This window comes from Streptomyces gobiensis, from assembly GCF_021216675.1.
GTDB lineage: Bacteria > Actinomycetota > Actinomycetes > Streptomycetales > Streptomycetaceae > Streptomyces > Streptomyces gobiensis.
The window spans coordinates 2,765,322-2,782,693 of sequence record NZ_CP086120.1 but is presented as its reverse complement, the minus strand read 5'-3'; the positions used below and the strand labels follow the sequence as shown (position 1 = coordinate 2,782,693).

Annotated in this window: 13 protein-coding genes; 6 read left to right on the top strand and 7 right to left on the bottom strand. The window is 68.9% G+C overall.

All coding sequences use genetic code 11. The features are described 5' to 3' along the window. The first annotated feature begins 80 nt into the window (after positions 1-80). A complete protein-coding gene (gene thiC, locus test1122_RS12825) occupies positions 81-1,856 on the top strand; it encodes a phosphomethylpyrimidine synthase ThiC (protein WP_277879824.1) in 1,776 nt (591 codons plus the stop codon). A 147-nt stretch (positions 1,857-2,003) separates the two neighbouring features. Here the strand turns inward: thiC and test1122_RS26695 are convergent, their stop codons facing one another. The 5 genes from test1122_RS26695 to test1122_RS12805 form a co-directional block, all read right to left on the bottom strand. Continuing rightward, complete coding sequence (locus tag test1122_RS26695; protein WP_338423535.1) at positions 2,004-2,150, bottom strand: CBS domain-containing protein; 147 nt, start codon at positions 2,148-2,150, stop codon at positions 2,004-2,006. A 7-nt stretch (positions 2,151-2,157) separates the two neighbouring features. After that, positions 2,158-2,376, bottom strand: coding sequence for a hypothetical protein (locus tag test1122_RS26690; RefSeq protein ID WP_338423534.1), 219 nt, complete (start codon positions 2,374-2,376; stop codon positions 2,158-2,160). 240 nt (positions 2,377-2,616) lie between these two features. Further along, positions 2,617-3,510 (bottom strand): hypothetical protein, encoded by an 894-nt coding sequence (locus test1122_RS12815; RefSeq protein WP_232269300.1) that lies wholly within the window; start codon positions 3,508-3,510, stop codon positions 2,617-2,619. A gap of 276 nt (positions 3,511-3,786) precedes the next feature. Then, positions 3,787-4,815, bottom strand: a complete 1,029-nt coding sequence (locus test1122_RS12810; protein WP_232269299.1) for a metallophosphoesterase — start codon at positions 4,813-4,815, stop codon at positions 3,787-3,789. A 232-nt stretch (positions 4,816-5,047) separates the two neighbouring features. After that, complete coding sequence (locus test1122_RS12805) at positions 5,048-6,160, bottom strand: LacI family DNA-binding transcriptional regulator (protein WP_232269298.1); 1,113 nt, start codon at positions 6,158-6,160, stop codon at positions 5,048-5,050. 334 nt (positions 6,161-6,494) lie between these two features. Between test1122_RS12805 and hisC the strand changes: the two genes are divergently transcribed. Next, the gene (gene hisC, locus test1122_RS12800) at positions 6,495-7,574 is read left to right on the top strand and encodes a histidinol-phosphate transaminase (RefSeq protein WP_232269297.1); all 1,080 of its coding nucleotides are present in this window, start codon (positions 6,495-6,497) and stop codon (positions 7,572-7,574) included. A gap of 511 nt (positions 7,575-8,085) precedes the next feature. Here hisC and test1122_RS12795 read toward each other — a convergent pair. Next, a complete protein-coding gene (locus tag test1122_RS12795) occupies positions 8,086-8,454 on the bottom strand; it encodes a cyclophilin-like fold protein (RefSeq protein ID WP_232269296.1) in 369 nt (122 codons plus the stop codon). Between the two features lie 121 nt (positions 8,455-8,575). Between test1122_RS12795 and test1122_RS12790 the strand changes: the two genes are divergently transcribed. Genes test1122_RS12790 through test1122_RS12775 form a run of 4 tightly spaced genes read left to right on the top strand, consistent with a single transcriptional unit; the run spans position 8,576 to position 16,408 of the window. After that, the gene (locus test1122_RS12790; RefSeq protein ID WP_232269295.1) at positions 8,576-10,084 is read left to right on the top strand and encodes a cytochrome ubiquinol oxidase subunit I; all 1,509 of its coding nucleotides are present in this window, start codon (positions 8,576-8,578) and stop codon (positions 10,082-10,084) included. A gap of 18 nt (positions 10,085-10,102) precedes the next feature. Further along, a complete protein-coding gene (gene cydB / locus test1122_RS12785) occupies positions 10,103-11,110 on the top strand; it encodes a cytochrome d ubiquinol oxidase subunit II (RefSeq protein WP_232269294.1) in 1,008 nt (335 codons plus the stop codon). A 15-nt stretch (positions 11,111-11,125) separates the two neighbouring features. Then, positions 11,126-14,617, top strand: coding sequence for a thiol reductant ABC exporter subunit CydD (gene cydD, locus test1122_RS12780; protein WP_232269293.1), 3,492 nt, complete (start codon positions 11,126-11,128; stop codon positions 14,615-14,617). Between the two features lie 54 nt (positions 14,618-14,671). Next, a complete protein-coding gene (locus test1122_RS12775) occupies positions 14,672-16,408 on the top strand; it encodes a sensor histidine kinase (RefSeq protein WP_232269292.1) in 1,737 nt (578 codons plus the stop codon). Between the two features lie 7 nt (positions 16,409-16,415). On the opposite strand, the gene test1122_RS12770 is transcribed toward test1122_RS12775, so the two are convergent. After that, a complete protein-coding gene (locus tag test1122_RS12770) occupies positions 16,416-17,279 on the bottom strand; it encodes a Cof-type HAD-IIB family hydrolase (RefSeq protein WP_232269291.1) in 864 nt (287 codons plus the stop codon). Between the last annotated feature and the right edge of the window lie 93 nt (positions 17,280-17,372).

Here is a 17,372-nt window from a genome sequence, read left to right as displayed (position 1 = left end):
TCCGTATCGGTATATACGGAGACAGCTGCGTCGACCGCCGAACCTGTTACCGGGTAATGCCGGCGTAGGGAGTGGGTCACATGACCATGCAGGATGCACGCACGCCTGCGGAATCTGACACGGGTTCCGCCCAGATCGGCTGGCACAAGGGATACGTCAGCGGATCGCGCCCGGACATCCGGGTGCCGGTGCGGCGAGTGCACCTCACCAACGGCAAGGATGTGACGCTGTACGACACATCCGGTCCGTACACCGACCCCAACATCGATACCGACGTCCGCCGTGGCCTGGCGCCGCTGCGGGAGAACTGGATTATCAGCCGGGGAGACACCGAGGAGTACGCGGGACGCGAGCTGCGCCCCGAGGACGACGGCATCAAGCACACCTCGCCGCGCGGAGGCCTGAAGAACCTCGACGCGGTCTTCCCCGGCCGCCCGCGCCAGCCCCGGCGAGGCCGGGACGGGGCGGCCGTCTCTCAACTCGCCTACGCCAAGCGCGGCGAGATCACCCCCGAGATGGAGTACGTCGCGGTCCGCGAGAACTGCTCGCCGGAATTCGTCCGCGATGAGATCGCCGCAGGAAGAGCCGTCCTCCCGGCCAATGTCAATCACCCGGAGATCGAGCCGATGATCATCGGCAAGAACTTCCTGGTGAAGGTCAACGCCAACATCGGCAACTCCGCCGTCACCTCCTCGATCGAGGAAGAGGTCGACAAGATGACCTGGGCGGCCCACTGGGGCGCCGACACGGTCATGGACCTCTCCACCGGCCGCAACATCCACACCACCCGTGAGTGGGTACTGCGCAACTCCCCGGTGCCGATCGGCACCGTCCCCCTCTACCAGGCCCTGGAGAAGGTGGACGGCAAGGCCGAGGAGCTGAGCTGGGAGGTCTACAAGGACACCATCATTGAGCAGGCCGAGCAGGGCGTGGACTATATGACCGTCCACGCGGGCGTGCTGCTGCGCTATGTGCCGCTGACCGCCCGCCGCAAGACCGGCATCGTCTCGCGCGGCGGCTCAATCATGGCCGCCTGGTGTCTGGCGCACCACAAGGAGAGCTTCCTCTACACCCACTTTGAGGAGCTGTGCGACATCCTCAAGGCGTACGACATCACCTTCTCGCTGGGTGACGGCCTGCGCCCCGGCTCCATCGCGGACGCCAATGACGAGGCGCAGTTCGCCGAGCTGCGCACCCTCGGTGAGCTCAACCGCATCGCCAAGGCGCACGATGTCCAGACAATGATCGAGGGCCCGGGCCATGTCCCGATGCACAAGATCAAGGAGAATGTCGACCTCCAGCAGGAGATCTGTGAGGAGGCCCCGTTCTACACCCTCGGCCCCCTGACGACGGACATCGCTCCGGCCTACGACCACATCACCAGTGGTATCGGCGCCGCGATGATCGCCTGGTGGGGCACGGCGATGCTCTGCTATGTCACGCCGAAGGAGCATCTGGGCCTGCCGAACCGCGATGACGTCAAGACCGGCGTCATCACCTACAAGATCGCGGCCCATGCGGCGGACCTGGCCAAGGGCCATCCCGGCGCCCAGGACTGGGACGACGCGCTCTCGGACGCCCGTTTCGAGTTCCGCTGGGAGGACCAGTTCAATCTGGCCCTGGACCCGGACACGGCCCGTGAGTTCCACGACGAGACGCTTCCGGCCGAGCCTGCGAAGACCGCACACTTCTGCTCCATGTGCGGGCCGAAGTTCTGCAGCATGAAGATCTCGCACGACATCCGCCGCGAGCATGGCGGGGATCTCAGCGTCGACGACATCGAGGCCGGAATGGCGGAGAAGTCCGAGGAGTTCGCGGCAGCGGGCAACCGGGTGTATCTGCCGATCGCGGAGTGAGAGCTACTGTCCCGGCGAGTTATCCACAGGAACTGACCTGCTGGAATGTGCAAACTATAGATTCGAGCTAGGTCACCGCTCGTAAAATGAACCGGGTCCGAAGCCGCAAATTCGGCTTGCGGCTTCGGACCCTTCATACGCTGGCGGCTACGTCCGGGCGAGTACGTAGACCGGGTTGCCGTTCTCCGCGAAGCCCGCCTGCTGGATGCAGCCGACCTGCCGAAGCAGGCTGAGGGCGCTGCTGGTCTGCTGTGCGGTCATGGCGGATTTCACGGCGATGTAGTCCACGGACATCCGTACCTCACCGTTGCTGATGAGGAGCGGCAGCAGATGCAGCGCGACCGGCCATGCGGTCCATCACCTTCAGCAGGTCCGTCTGGGCTTGTGCGGTGACCCGCGTGACTTTGACGGCCTCCTGCGTAGCCTGGACGAGCTCGTTCTGCGATGCGGCGAACTGCTCGTCCACCCTGAGATTGTGCTCCTCCAGCCGTACGATCGCGTCGGCGACCTGATCCGGCATCGCGTAGGCGAGCGGGCTGTCGGGTTGGTGCAACCCAGCTCGGAGAGCAGATCAGCCGCCGGGAACCAGTGTTCGCCGTCCGGCGTCGTCAGCCTCCGTACCCGTGCGCCCGTTGCCGCGTAGACAAAGTCATTGATGTCGATGGCTTCTTGCGCTTCCGTCTGCTCAGACGGAAAACGGAAGTTCACTCGATGTGCCTGGAATAGGATATTCCGCTGGACAGTTGAGCGAGTCCGCCGCTCACTCCGGTTTGTGGTCCGGGCCGCCGTAGTCCGGGCTGGAGAAGTCGGGGCTGGAGAAGCGTGGGCGGGTGCTGGTCTGTTCGGGGCCGTCGTCCGCGGGGCTGGAGAAGCCGGGGTGTGAGTAGCCCAGGCGCGGGGTGCGGCCGGGCTGGTTCTCTCTGGGGATGGGCACATACGAGCTGGGCGAGGCCGGGGAGCCGTCCGGGTCGGCCAGTGCCTCCCGCAGGAAGGGCCGGATACCGCGCTCCAGCAGCGCCTGCCGCCAGGCCGACCGGGCGAGCGCCACTTCATCGGCCAGTTGTCCCTGCCCGTTGCCCGGTCCGGCCTGTATCGAATTCGATCCATTGCGCACGGCGGTGAGCAGCAGCCCGACGCTGGCGATCAGAATGCTGGCGGCGGCCAGTGCGGCGAAGACCCAGCCCACATTGCGCATCGGTGCGGCGATTGACGGCTCGGGGGTCACCATGTGCAGCACATAGCCGACGATCAGGAAGATCGCCGCCGCCGTTCCGGCGAGCACCGGTGCCAGCACCGAGATGATGGCGAACAGTCCCGCGCCGCCCGTCTCGCCCATGCCGCCGCCCAGGCCCAGACCGACTCCGCCTCCGCCGCCGCGTGTCCCGGAGTCCGGCGGACTCATCGTCGAGGGGGCGTGCGCGGGCTGGCGAAGCTCCTCCCGGAGCCGTACGAAGTGCTGGTATTCGGTGGCGGCGCAGGCCGCGATGGCGGCGGAGGCGCTCAGCGCCATGGTGCGCAACTGCTCGGTGTTGAGCCGCTTTCCGACGGCCTTCAGCTCGGGCCGGTCAGGTGCGGTTCGTAGCGCCTCGTCGAGAGCTCGCTCGAATTCGGGCCGGTCCTCAAGCCGCAGATGCGGAGCGCTGTTCATGTGCATCCCCCGATGCTCCGTAGGGCCGGACTGCCAGCCGACTGCCGGCGATCCGGTGGGGCGGGGCGTAGCCCCTCCTTCAGGGGTGGTAGCCGGACGGCGGTTGGAAGATACGGAGGAGAAGCTCGCTTACGGGCAGCACCGATGTTAGAGCGCTTCCGGCACAGGGTGACAGGGTGTTTCCGAAATTGCCCCCAGCGGGTCAGCCGCTGTGTGGGGTCTCTATTCGTACAACTGCCCGTTCACGTGGTCCGTCAAGCGGGCCTCGCCGGAATCGGTGTGTCATGCAGGCAGTGGCAGCTGGGCCACAAGTAGCTTTCCGGCCATGGTCACACCGCCGTCCAGGGCGATCGCGAGTTGGTCGGCGTAGATATGCGGACCGTGTACCTGCACGGTGTCCTCGCCGTCTTCCGAGCCGACTTCCCCGAGCAGATAGGGGATCGGGCTGTGTCCGTGCACGATCCGCTCGCCACCGTACATATCCAGGAGTTCGCGGACCGCCTGCGGTCCTGCACCCTCATCACGGAAGGCGAAGCGCTTGGTGAACTTGCGGAAGAGTTCCCAGGTCTCGTTCGGGTCGCGCCGCTCCAGCGCCTGGGTGATGGCGTCATTGACGGCGGTGATGCTGTCGCCGTAATCCAGATACGCGGTGGTGTCGGAGTGCACCAGCAGGTGGCCGTCGGCCAGGGTCATGGCGTCCAGCCGGGACATCCACTGGATGTGGTGCTCCTGGAGCCGTTCCATATCGGTGCGCTGGCCGCCGTTGAGCAGCCAGGCGGCCTGGAAGGAGGCGGTGCCCGCGCCGGAGTCGACCGGCGTGTCGCCGAAGCGCTTGGCGCCGATCAGCAGCAGCTCATGGTTGCCCATCAGCGCCTTGCAGTAGCCGCCGGCGGCCGCGGCCTCGGCGGAGAGCTGCATTACGAGATCGACAACGCCGATGCCGTCGGGGCCGCGGTCGGTGAAGTCGCCGAGGAACCAGAGCCGGGCGTTGCCCGCGGCCCAGTGGTCCTCGGTGTCGATCAGTCCCGCGTTGAGCAGCGCGGCTCGCAGCTCATCGAGGTATCCATGCACATCGCCGACGACATAGAGAGGCCCTTCGCCCACCCCGGGCATGGCCGCGGCTGGGGAGGGGACGTCCACCAGGGTGGGGGTCCGGTTGGGGTCGGTGCCACTACCGATCACAGGCAGGTCCCGCTGGGTCGGGGTATATGTGTCGTTTGAGTGTGGCAGACCAGTGGCGCTTCCCACGCCCGCGTGCTGCCACACATTGGGTCCCTGACCGGCCCCCTGAGTCATCGACCCCTCCACCAATACGCGCCGCTGTGCACCTGCCGGAGTAGCCCTGGTCGGAAGCCGGTCTTGGTGCCGTTCGCCCATCATAGGAATGCCGGTCGGGGCTTGTGACGCACCTGGGGGGTGGCAATTGGGCCGGACAGGGCGAGCGCCGTGAATTTCTCCTGAATTCTCCGGGTCTTCGCCAGGTGCCAGCAGGTATCTGAAGACGCTGGGAGATGTTGTGGGACAGGGGCGAGGTGTGGGGGCGTCAGTCCACGGCGGGTGCGCGTGGTGCGCTGACGGTGGTGCGGCGTGGGTGGCGTCGCTGGGATGAGGTGCGCACGATCAGATCGGTCGGCATCACCTGCTGAGCGGAACGGCCGTGGTCGACGCCTTCGATGGCGTCGATGAGCAGCTGGATGACGGCCGTGCCGATGCGCCCCGGTTTCAGGGAGAGCGTGGTGATCGGTGGTTCGGTGGTGGCGTAGACGGTGGATTCGCTGCAGCAGACGAGGAGCAGATCCTCGGGCACCCGCAGTCCATAGCGGCGGGCGGCGGCCAGCAGATCGGTCCCGTTGGGGTCGAACAGGCCGTAGACGGCGTCGGGTCGGTCGGGCCGGGCGAGCAGCCGGTCGGCGGCGATGGCGCCCGCGCACGGGTCATGGGCGGGGTAGGACTCATAGACCGGCTCCTGGCCGACCCGGTCGCACCAGTCGAAATAGGCGGTGGTGGACAGCCGCGTATAGGTGTCGGTGCTGGTGCCGGTGAGCAGTCCGATACGGCGGGCGCCGGACTCGGCAAGGTGATCCAGGAGGCCGGTTACGGCGGCCTCGTGGTCGTTGTCGACCCATGCGGTGACCGGGAGGGTGCCACCTGGGCGGCCGTCGGAGACGACCGGGATGCCCTGCCGGACGAGCTCGGTGACGACCGGGTCGTGGTCCGAGGGGTCGATGACGACGGTGCCGTCGAGGGCGACATTGGACCAGACGTCGATGGCGCTGTGCCGGGCCGGGGCGGGCAGGATCACCAGGGCGTATCCCCGGGCCAGCGCGGCGGATGTGGCGGCGCGCACCATCTCCGCGAAATAAGCGAACTCGGTGAAGGTGAACGGTTCTTCGCCGTACGTGGTGACCGTGAGTCCGATCAGTCCGGACTTTCCGGTGCGGAGTGTGCGGGCGGCGGCGGAGGGACGGTAGCCGAGCCGGTCGGCGACCTCGCGGACGTGGCGGCGGGTGGCGTCCGGTAGCCGGCCCTTGCCGTTGAGTGCGTCGGAGACGGTTGTGATCGACACGCCGGCGGCTGCGGCGACATCACGGATGCCTGCACGCCCCAGTCGACGGCTGGTGGATCGGGTCACCTGGTGCTTCCCTACTGCTGTCATGGCGAGCCGATAGTAGGGCTGAGGTGACTCGTAGGCGGGACTGTGGAGGCGGTGGAGAAGAGGTACGTTTCTGCAAGATCGTAAAGCATTAACTGCCTTGGAAAATAGGATAGTTGGGGGCATGATTATAGGCCCCCGGTGTCATATGCGCGCTTGCTCCCATGCATCCATGGCTGTTGCGATGAGGTCTCAACTCACCTTCATGAGCGATGCGCGCCACGGCGTTCGCCACTGGCGCGCGGATCTTCACGAGCGCCGTTCTGGATTGGCAGTACGCCGCACCCGGTGATTCCTCTTAAGGTGAGCAGTAATGGCGAGCTCAAGGAGGACTGCGGTGACTGACAAGACCCCCAAGCTGCGTGCGGCGCTCGATGGAATCCCGACCTACAAGCCCGGCAGGCCCGCGGCTGCGGATGGTCCCGTCGCCTACAAGCTGTCCTCCAACGAGAACCCCTATCCGCCGCTCCCCGGTGTGCTGGAGTCCGCCGTCGCCGCGGCCGGGTCTTTCAACCGCTACCCGGATATGGCCTGTACGGGCCTGATGGCCGAGCTGGCAGATCGTTTCGAGGTTCCCGTCGAGCATCTGGCGACGGGGACGGGCTCGGTTGGGGTGGCACAGCAGCTGTTGCAGTCGACGGCCGGTCCGGGCGATGAGGTGATCTACGCCTGGCGCTCCTTTGAGGCATATCCGATCATCACCCAGATCTCCGGGGCGGCCTCGGTACGGGTGCCGCTGACCGGAACCGAGGAGCATGACCTCGACGCGATGGCGGACGCGGTCACCGAGCGCACCCGGCTGATCTTCGTCTGCAGCCCGAACAACCCCACCGGTGCCGCCATTCGCCGCCCTGAGCTGGAGCGCTTCCTGGACCGGGTGCCGAGCGATGTACTGGTCGTGCTGGATGAGGCCTACCGCGAGTTCGTCCGCGATGAGCGCGTCCCGGACGGTATCGAGCTCTACCGGGACCGTCCGAACGTCTGTGTGCTGCGCACCTTCTCCAAGGCCTACGGCCTGGCCGGGCTGCGGGTCGGCTTTGCCATCGCGCATGAGCCGGTCGCGGCGGCGCTGCGTAAGACGGCCGTCCCCTTCGGGGTGAGCCAGGTCGCCCAGGATGCCGCGGTCGCCTCGCTGCGCAGCGAGGCGGCGCTGCTGGAGCGGGTGGACGCGCTGGTCGCCGAGCGGTCCCGGGTCTTCCGTGAGCTGGTCGCACAGGGGTGGACGGTCCCCGAGACTCAGGCCAACTTCGTCTGGCTGCGGCTGGGGGACCGTACGGTCGACTTCGCGGCGGCCGCGGAGCGGGCGGGGGCCGTGGTGCGGCCCTTTCCGGGGGAGGGGGTGCGGGTGACGATTGGGGAGGTTGCGGCGAATGACATCTTCCTGCGGGTGGCGGAGGCCTTCCGCAAGGAGCTGTAGCCGGCCGGTGGGGGCTGGCCTGGGGCGCTGCCCCTGGGTCCCGCGCTTTGGCTCGGGCTCGCGGGGTGGTCCCTCCTGGCTGCGGGGGTGCGAGGTGCGGCCCAGGAGGTGCCCCCACCTTCCCGGCTGTGCCGGTATGCGGCTCCGCCGCGGGGCGGGGCTTGCGCCCGGCTGCGGGTGCTGTGGGTGGGTTTTCCCCTATCCCGCCCCTTCCCGGAAACCGGGGCTCGCGCCCCGGGGCCCCGGGGTTGGTCCGGTGCCGGGCCGGTGGCCGGTGTTGTGCCCACCCACAGCCCCTCGCGGGGCTGCGAGTGCCCACAACACGTGGAGGGGTCTGGGGGCGGTAGCCGCCCACGCGGCGGAGCCGCGAAACGGTACAGCCGGGAAGGGGTCGGGTTAGGGGGATTCCTTCGCCGACTGCGGGGCTCAGCCACCACTGACGGACGGGGTTCCCAGCCCGCCAGGGCTAGGGGAGGCCGAAGCCCGGGGCGAGGGTGCCGTTGAGGAGGGGCTACGTGGCCTCTACGCGAATGGGGTCGCCGCTGCGTACGGTCGCCAGGACGCGGGGGTCGCCGTCCACCCGGCCCAGCACATTGCACGGGCTGGCGAGACGGCACTCGTCCCCGCGCGAAATCGGGGTCGGGCCATACGGCAGCGCCAGCGCGTCCCCGTCGGTCCAGAAGGCGACCGTGCCGGGGTCCACGACCTGGCGGGCGCTGTTTTCCAGCACCGGGGTGAGCCGGGTGTCGAAGTAGACCTCTTCGCCCCAGGTGTTCGCCGAGGACTCGATAGGGAGCGCGTCAAGCAGCGCTCGGCTGGTCGGGGTGTCGTCGAGTTGTGCGGTGAGCTGGCCGGCGGGCCAGATGATGCGAATCTCCATAGGCGCGATTCAACATTTTGTTGACGAATCTGTGAAGGGGGTACCCCCGCAAAGATCCCGAACAGAGGTGCGTCATAATGGCTTGTGATTGTGAACGCATTCACAAAATCGGAGGAGCGACGTGGAAATCGCGCTGGCGCCGGAGACCCTGGCGCGATGGCAGTTCGGCATCACGACCGTCTACCACTTCCTCTTCGTTCCCCTGACGATCTCGCTGGCCGCGCTCGTCGCGGGCCTCCAGGCCGCCTGGGTGCGTACCAACAAGGAGAAGTACCTCAGGGCCACCAAGTTCTGGGGCAAGCTGTTCCTGATCAACATCGCGATGGGTGTCGTCACCGGCATCCTGCAGGAGTTCCAGTTCGGCATGAACTGGTCAGATTACTCCCGCTTTGTCGGTGATGTCTTCGGCGCTCCGCTCGCCTTCGAGGCGCTGATCGCCTTCTTCTTCGAGTCCACCTTCATCGGCCTGTGGATCTTCGGCTGGGACAAGCTGCCGCAGAAGATCCATCTCGCCTGCATCTGGATGGTCGCGATCGGCACGGTCCTGTCGGCGTACTTCATCCTGGCGGCCAACTCCTGGATGCAGCACCCGGTCGGCTACCGCATCAATGAGGAGGCCGGGCGGGCTGAGCTCACCGACTTCTGGCAGGTCCTCACCCAGAACACCGCGGTGGCGCAGTTCTTCCACACCATCACCGCCGCCTTCCTCACCGGCGCCGCCTTTATGGTCGGCATCGCCGCCTACCACCTGCTCCGCAGGAAGCACATACCGGTGATGCGGACCTCGCTCCGCCTCGGGCTGGTAACCATGGTCGTCTCCGGACTGCTCGTGGTCGTCAGCGGCGACCGGCTCGCCAAGATCATGTACGACCAGCAGCCGATGAAGATGGCCGCCGCCGAGGCGCTGTGGGACACCGAGGGCCCGGCCCCCTTCTCCCTCTTCGCCATCGGTGATGTCGACAGGGGACACAACAGGGTCGCCATCGAGGTCCCCGGCGTGCTCTCCTTCCTCGCGCACGACAACTTCTCCGATCCGGTCCCCGGCATCAATGACACCAACGAGGCGATGCAGGAGAAGTACGGACCGGGCGACTACCGGCCCAATATCCCCGTCGCCTACTGGTCCTTCCGCTGGATGATCGGCTTCGGCATGGTTTCCTTCGGGCTCGGCGTCATCGGACTCTGGCTGACCCGTAAGAGGCGCTGGCTCAGCGAGCGGCTGCGTACCGGTGAGGACGAGGTGCCACGGCTCGCCCTCACCAAGGACGGGGAGCTCGGCCCCAAGCTGACCACCTGGTACTGGCGGGCCGCCGTGCTCACCCTTGGCTTTCCGCTCATCGCCAGCTCCTGGGGCTGGATCTTCACCGAGATGGGCCGCCAGCCCTGGGTGGTCTACGGGGTGCTGCCCACCTCCTCCGCCGTATCGCCCAGCGTCTCGCAGGGCGAAGTGATCACCTCGATGACCGTCTACACCCTGCTCTACGCGGCGCTCGCCGTGATCGAGGTCAAGCTGCTCGTGAAGTACGTCAAGGCCGGACCGCCCGAACTGACGGAGGCCGACCTCAACCCGCCCACCAGGATCGGCGGCGACGACACAGACCCCGACCGGCCCATGGCCTTCTCGTACTGAGCCGCTGAGGAGCGAGTGATGGAACTCCACAACATCTGGTTCGTCCTCATCGCCGTCCTGTGGACCGGCTACTTCTTCCTGGAGGGCTTTGACTTCGGCGTCGGCGTCCTCACCAAGGTGCTCGCCCGCGACCGGAGCGAGCGCCGGGTCCTGATCAACACGATCGGGCCGGTCTGGGACGGCAACGAGGTGTGGCTGCTGACGGCCGGCGGCGCCACCTTCGCCGCGTTCCCCGACTGGTACGCCACCCTCTTCTCCGGCTTCTATCTGCCGCTGCTGATCATCCTCGTCTGCCTCATCGTGCGCGGTGTCGCCTTCGAGTACCGCGCCAAGCGGCCCGAGGAGCACTGGCAGCGGAACTGGGAGCACGCCATCTTCTGGACCTCCCTGCTGCCCGCCTTCCTGTGGGGCGTCATCTTCGCCAACATCGTGTACGGGGTGCGGATCGGCCCCGACAAGGAGTACGCCGGGAGCTTCTTCGACCTGCTGAACACCCACGCGATTCTTGGCGGGCTCGTCACCCTCACCCTCTTCACCTTCCATGGCGCGGTGTTCACGGCACTCAAGACGGTCGGAGACATCCGTATCCGGGCGCGCAGGCTGGCCACGACGCTGGGGCTGGTGACGGCGGCGCTGACGCTGGTCTTCCTGAGCTGGACCCAGTCGCACAGCGGTGACGCCAAGAGCTTCGCCGCGATGACCGTGGCCGTGCTGGCGCTGGTCGCGGCGCTCGGGGCGAATATGGCCGGGCGAGAAGGCTGGTCCTTCGCCTTCTCCGGGGTGACCATCGCGGCCACGGTCGCGATGCTCTTCCTGGCGCTCTTCCCGGACGTCATGCCGTCCTCGCTGGACCCGGAGTGGAGCCTGACCGTCACCAACACCTCCTCCAGCCCGTACACCCTGAAGATCATGACCTGGCTCGCGGCCATCGCCACGCCCGTCGTCCTGCTCTACCAGGGCTGGACCTACTGGGTCTTCCGCAAGCGCATCGGCACCCAGCACATCGCCGAACCCGTCCACCACTGAGGCCGCGAGGACCGTATGCGACCCGTCGACCCGCGCCTGCTCCGGTACGCCCGCACCACCCGGCTGTTTCTGCTCGCCACGGTGGTGCTCGGGCTGGCCGGTGCGGGCCTGGTCATCGGCCAGGCGATGCTCATCGCCGAAGTCGTCGTACGGGCCTTTCAGCAGGGCGCGTCGGCGGCGGACCTCCGTACGCCGCTGCTGGCGCTCATCCTGGTCTCCCTCGGCCGGGCGCTGGTCTCCTGGCTGACCGAGCTCGCCGCGCACCGCTCCAGCGCGGCGGTCAAGTCCGAGCTCCGTACGCGGTTGCTGGCGCACGCCACGGCGCTGGGGCCCGGGTGGCTGAGCGGTCAGCGCACCGGCGAGCTGGCCACGCTGGCCACCCGGGGCGTGGACGCGCTGGACGACTACTTCGCCCGCTATCTCCCCCAGCTCGGCCTGGCGGTCGTGGTGCCGGTGGCCGTGCTCGCGCGGATCCTGTGGTCCGACTGGATCGCGGCGCTGACGATCGTCGTCACACTGCCGCTGATCCCGGTCTTCATGGTGCTCATCGGCTGGGCCACCCAGACCCATATGGACCGGCAGTGGCGGATGCTGTCCCGGCTCTCGCACCACTTTCTGGATGTCGTCGGCGGGCTGCCGACGCTCAAGGTTTTCGGGCGGGCGAAGGCGCAGACGGAGAACATCCGCGCCATCACCGCGGACTACCGCCGCGCCACGCTGCGCACGCTGCGGATCGCTTTTCTCTCCTCGTTCGCGCTGGAGCTCCTTGCGACGATCTCGGTCGCGCTGGTCGCGGTCGGCATCGGAATGCGGCTGGTGCACGGCGAACTTGACCTCTATACGGGGCTGGTGGTGCTGATCCTCGCCCCGGAGGCGTATCTGCCGCTGCGGCAGGTCGGGGCGCAGTATCACGCGGCCGCCGAAGGGCTCTCGGCGGCCGAGGAGGTCTTTACGGTCCTGGAGACCGCGCCGCCAGCCGCTGACGCGCGGCCCGTGCGCAGCACGGGGATCAGCGTCGAGGAGCTGGTGGTACGCCACCCGGGCCGGGAGATTGACTCACTCCCCGCGACCAGTCTGGCGGTCTCCCCCGGTGAGACGGTCGCCGTCGTCGGTCCTTCCGGGTCCGGTAAGACCACGCTCCTGAACGCCATTCTGGGCTTCGTCCGCCCCGACTCCGGCCGTGTCCAGGCGCCCGGTCACGACCGGATCGCCTGGGTCCCGCAGCACCCGTATCTCTTCGCGGGCACGATCGCCGACAATGTGCGGCTGGCCCGCCCGGACGCATCGGATACGGAGGTCCTGGCGGCGCTACGGGACGCCAGCGCGGCTGAGCTGGCGCCCGGCACGGTGCTCGGTGAGGGCGGCACCGGGCTCTCCGCGGGCCAGCGTCAACGGGTCGCCCTGGCACGGGCGTTCCTCGCCGACCGGCCCGTCCTGCTGCTGGACGAGCCGACATCGGCGCTGGACGGGGCGACGGAGGCTGCGGTCGTCGAGGCCGTTGCGCGGCTGGCGCGTGGGCGTACGGTGCTGCTGGTTGTGCACCGTCCGGCGCTGCTGTCACTGGCCGACCGGGTGGTGCGGTTGGGTTCCCCGATCCCGGCCCTTCCCGAAAACCGGGGCTCCGCCCCGGACTCCGGTTCGTTGTCGGGTGCGGGTCGTGTTGTGCCCACCCGTTCCGCCCCTGGCGGAACGACTGCCCACAACACTGGGGACTGGGGGCGGAGCCCCCGGTTTCGGGAAGGGGCGGGGCTGGGGAAAACCTCGCTGCTTGGGCGGGTGCGGGGGGCCGGGTACGGGGTGCGGGGGCGGTTTGGGCTGGCGGCTGGGCTGGGGGCGCTCGCGTTGGGCAGTGCTGTGGGGCTGATGGCTGTTTCGGGGTGGCTGATTTCCCGGGCGTCCGAGCAGCCGCCGGTGCTGTATCTGATGGTGGCCGTGACGGCCACCCGGGCCTTCGGGATCGGGCGGGCCGTATTCCGGTATGCCGAGCGGCTGGTGTCCCATGACGCGGTCCTGCGCGTACTCGCGGATCTGCGGGTGAGTGTCTACCGGCGGCTGGAGCGGCTCGCTCCGGCGGGGTTGAAGGAGACGCGTAAGGGGGATCTGCTGGCGCGGCTCGTCGGGGATGTGGACGCGATGCAGGACTACTTCCTGCGGTGGCTGCTGCCCGCCACCGTGGCGGCCGTTGTCGGAGCCGGCAGCGTCGCGTTCACCGGGTGGCTGCTCCCCGAAGCCGGGGCCGTGCTCGCCGTCGGGCTGGCCGTCGCCGGGGTCGGGGTGCCGCTGCTCACCGCCGCCCTCGCCCACCGTGCCGAGCGGCAACTCGCCCCCGTACGGGGCACCCTGGCCACCCGTACCGTCGATCTGCTCACCGGCACCGGGGAGTTGACGGTCGCCGGGGCGCTGCCCGCCCGGATGGCGGCGGTCAGGGAAGCCGACACCGCGCTCACCCGGATCGCCGCCCGGTCGTCCGCCGCTACCGCGCTGGCGGGCGGACTGACCGCGCTGGCCACCGGGTTGACGGTGACCGCCGCGGCCTGGTTCGGCGCACAGGCCGTGTATGAGGGGCGCCTCGCCGGGGTATGGCTGGCGGTCGTCGTGCTGACGCCGCTGGCCGCCTTTGAGGCGGTGCTCGGTCTGCCGCTCGCCGTACAGCACCGGCAACGGGTGCGCCGTAGCGCGGAGCGGGTGTACGAGGTGCTGGACGCCCCCGTACCCGTTCAGGAGCCGGCCGACCCCAGGCCCGCGCCCCCCTCGCCGTTCCCGGTCACCGTGCGGGGGCTCACCGCACGGCACCCCGGGCAGTCGCGCCCCGCCCTCGCGGGGCTGGACCTCGACCTCACCCCGGGCCGCCGGGTGGCCGTCGTCGGGCCCTCCGGCTCCGGGAAGACGACCCTCGCGCTGACCCTGCTCCGCTTTCTGGACGCGGCGGAGGGGACGTACACCCTCGGCGGAATCCCGGCCGCTGAGCTCGACGGGGACACCGTGCGGCGCAGCGTTGGCCTGTGCGCCCAGGACGCCCACACTTTCGACAGCACCCTGCGCGAGAATCTCCGGCTGGCACGGACCACCGCCACCGACGATGAGCTCCGCCATGCCCTCGCCGCCGCCCGGCTGCTCACCTGGGTGGACACCCTGCCCAAGGGTCTGGACACCCTCGTCGGTGAGCATGGCGCCCAGCTCTCCGGCGGTCAGCGGCAGCGTCTCGCGCTCGCACGGGCCCTGCTCGCCGACTTCCCGGTGCTGGTGCTGGACGAGCCCGCCGAGCACCTGGATCCGCCTACCGCCGATGCGCTCACCGCGGATCTGCTCGCCGCCACCGAGGGCCGTACGACGGTCCTGATCACACACCGGCTGACGGGGCTGGCGGCGGTTGACGAGGTGATCGTTCTCCATGCGGGCCGGGTTGTGCAGCGCGGCTCGTATCGGGAGCTGGCGGCGGCCGAGGGGCCGCTGCGCGAGATGCTGGCCCGGGAGCGGGAAACTGAGCAGTTGATAAGTGTCGGGTAAAGGGATCTAAAGGAGTATTTTCGCGTTTTCGTCCGAGGCTTTAGGCTCGCGCTCATGGCGGTTCCCTTCCCTGAGCGGCATGAGACCGGCTCGTTCGCGGCGCTGCGGGCTGCCCAGAGCCTGCAGGGTCTGTCTCCCGAGATCGCTCGCAGGCTGCCGCAGCTGCTGGAGGCGATGGTCTCCATCGGTACCGATGTCGGGCTGCGGACGATCCTCGACCGGATCGCCGAGACCGCCGCCGAGCTCACCGGCGCCGGCTGTGCGGCGATCGGCGTACTCAGCCCCGATGGCACGGAGCTGGCGGAGTTCATCACCCATGGCGTCGGCGTCGGTGTCGGCGTCGGCATCGATGAAGCGACGCGGGAGCGGACCGGGCGGCCGCCCGATGGCTGGGCCGGGCTGCTCGGTGCGGTGGCCAGGGAAGGGGAGCCGGTCCTGGTGCCGGATGTGGCGGCCGATCCACGGTTCGCCGGCTTCCCGGCGGGTCACCCGCCGACGCGGAGCTTCCTGGGCGTGCCCATCCGGGTGCAGGGGGAGCCGTTCGGCAGTCTCTATCTGGCGGACAAGCGGGACGGTGGCCCGTTCAGCGTGGGTGATCTGCATATGGTGCGGGTGGTCGCCACCGAGGCGGGGATCGCCATTGGCCATGCCCGGCTGCATGAGTCGGCGCGGCAGCGGTCGCGCTGGATCAACGGCAGCGCGGCGCTGACCACCTCACTCCTCCAGGGTGACGGCCATGATGCGCTGGAGGTCGTCGCCGAACAGGCCAGACAGCTGGCGGACGCGGCGGCCGGGGTGGTGCTGATGCCCACCGAGGAGGGCGGGCTGGAGATCGCGGCGGCCGCAGGGGAGGATCCGGCGGGCCTGGTCGGCACCAGGGTGCCGCCGGACAGCCCGGTGACCGCCCATCTGCTCGCGGGCGAACCGGTGTTCGTCGATGACTCGGCGACCGATCCGCGGATGACCACCAAGGTGGCCTCCCGTTTCGGCCCGAGCATGCTGCTGCCGCTGAACAGCGGCGGCCGGGTGCTCGGCACGCTCGCGCTGCCAAGGGCTCCCGGGGCCCCGCGCTTCACCACGACGGAGCGCACCCTCGCCCAGCAGTTCGCCTCCCAGGCCGCGCTGGCGCTGGTGCTGACCGAGGCACAGCGGGACCGGGAGCGGCTGGCGGTCTATGAGGACCGCGACCGGATCGCCCGCGATCTGCACGATCTGGTGATCCAGCGGCTCTTCGCCACCGGCATGCTGCTGGAGGGCGCCCAGCGCCGGGCCATGATCCCGGAGGTGCGGGAGGGCGTCAGCAAGGCCGTCGAGGAGCTGGATACGACCATCCAGGAAATCCGCACCGCGATCTTCGCGCTGCAGCAGGGTCCTGCGGAGGCGCCCTCGTCACTGCGCACCCGGGTGCTGCGGGAGATCGGCATGGTGGCGCTGCCGCTGGGGTTCCAGCCGTCGGCGACCTTCACCGGTCCGGTGGACGCGAGGGTGAGTGAGCTGACGGCCCGGAATCTGGTCGCGGCGGTGCGGGAAGCGCTGTCGAACGCGATACGGCACGCTGAGGCGTCCCGTATCGAGGTGACCGTCGACGCCACGGCGGTCCTGGCGGACGGCCGGGACGCGGTGCGGCTGACGGTCGCCGATGACGGGGTGGGGGTTCCGGCGGGTGGTCGCCGCTCCGGGCTGAGGAACCTGCGGCGGCGGGCCGAGGAGCTGGGTGGCAGCAGCCGCTGGGGGCCGGGGATCGGCGAGCACGGTGGCGGTACAGCGGTGGTCTGGGAGGTGCCGGTCTAGGCCAGGTCTAGGGGGCGCTCAGCAGATGCTCGATGATGGCTGCTACGCCGTCGTCCTCGTTGGAGTCCGTACGGTGCGTGGTCGCAGCCAGCACATCCGGGTGGGCGTTGGCCATGGCGTAGGAGGTACCCGCCCAGTCCAGCATCTGGAGATCGTTGGGCATATCGCCGAAGGCGATGACCTCCTCCGGCGCGATGCCGCGTTCCGCGCAGCAGCCGGCGAGGGTGCTGGCCTTGCTCACCCCGGAGCCGCTGATCTCCAGCAGCGCGGTCGAGCTGGAGCGGGTGAACTCGGCGAGCTGCCCCGCGGCCTCCCGGGCCAGCCGGAGGAACGCGTCCGGCTCCAGCTCGCCATGGTGGGCGAGCAGCTTGAGCACCGGCTGACCGGGATACGAGCCCTCTTCCCCGAGCAGCTTGGCGACCGGTGCGACAACCGCCCCCGGATCCTCGAAGAGCGGCGGATACTCCGGCTCGTAGTGAATGCCGCTCGTCCGCTCGACGGCGAAGCTGACCCCGGGCGTGGCCAGGCGCAACGCGGCCACCACCGCCAGCGCGGCCTCCCGCGACAGCTCCCGCACCTTCACGATCCGGCGCCCCTGGTGCAGATCGACGACGGCCGCCCCGTTGGCGCAGATCGCCAGCCCATGCCCGTGCACATGGTCGCTGACGACATCCATCCAGCGGGCCGGGCGCCCGGTGACAAAGAAGACCTCGATCCCGGCCTGCTCGGCAGCCGCCAGCGCCGCGACCGTACGGTCCGAGACGGACTTGTCGTCGTGCAGGAGGGTGCCGTCAAGATCGGTGGCGATCAGCCGGACGCGATGGCTGCGACGGTTACGGCGGACGGGGGGCGCGGCGGGGGCTTCAGTCACGGTCACATCCTCGCTCATGCGCACGCACAGGCGTGCGGAAAGGTGCCCGAATGAGCTCGCTGTCACGGCTTGCCGGTGACAGCCCTTACGCTC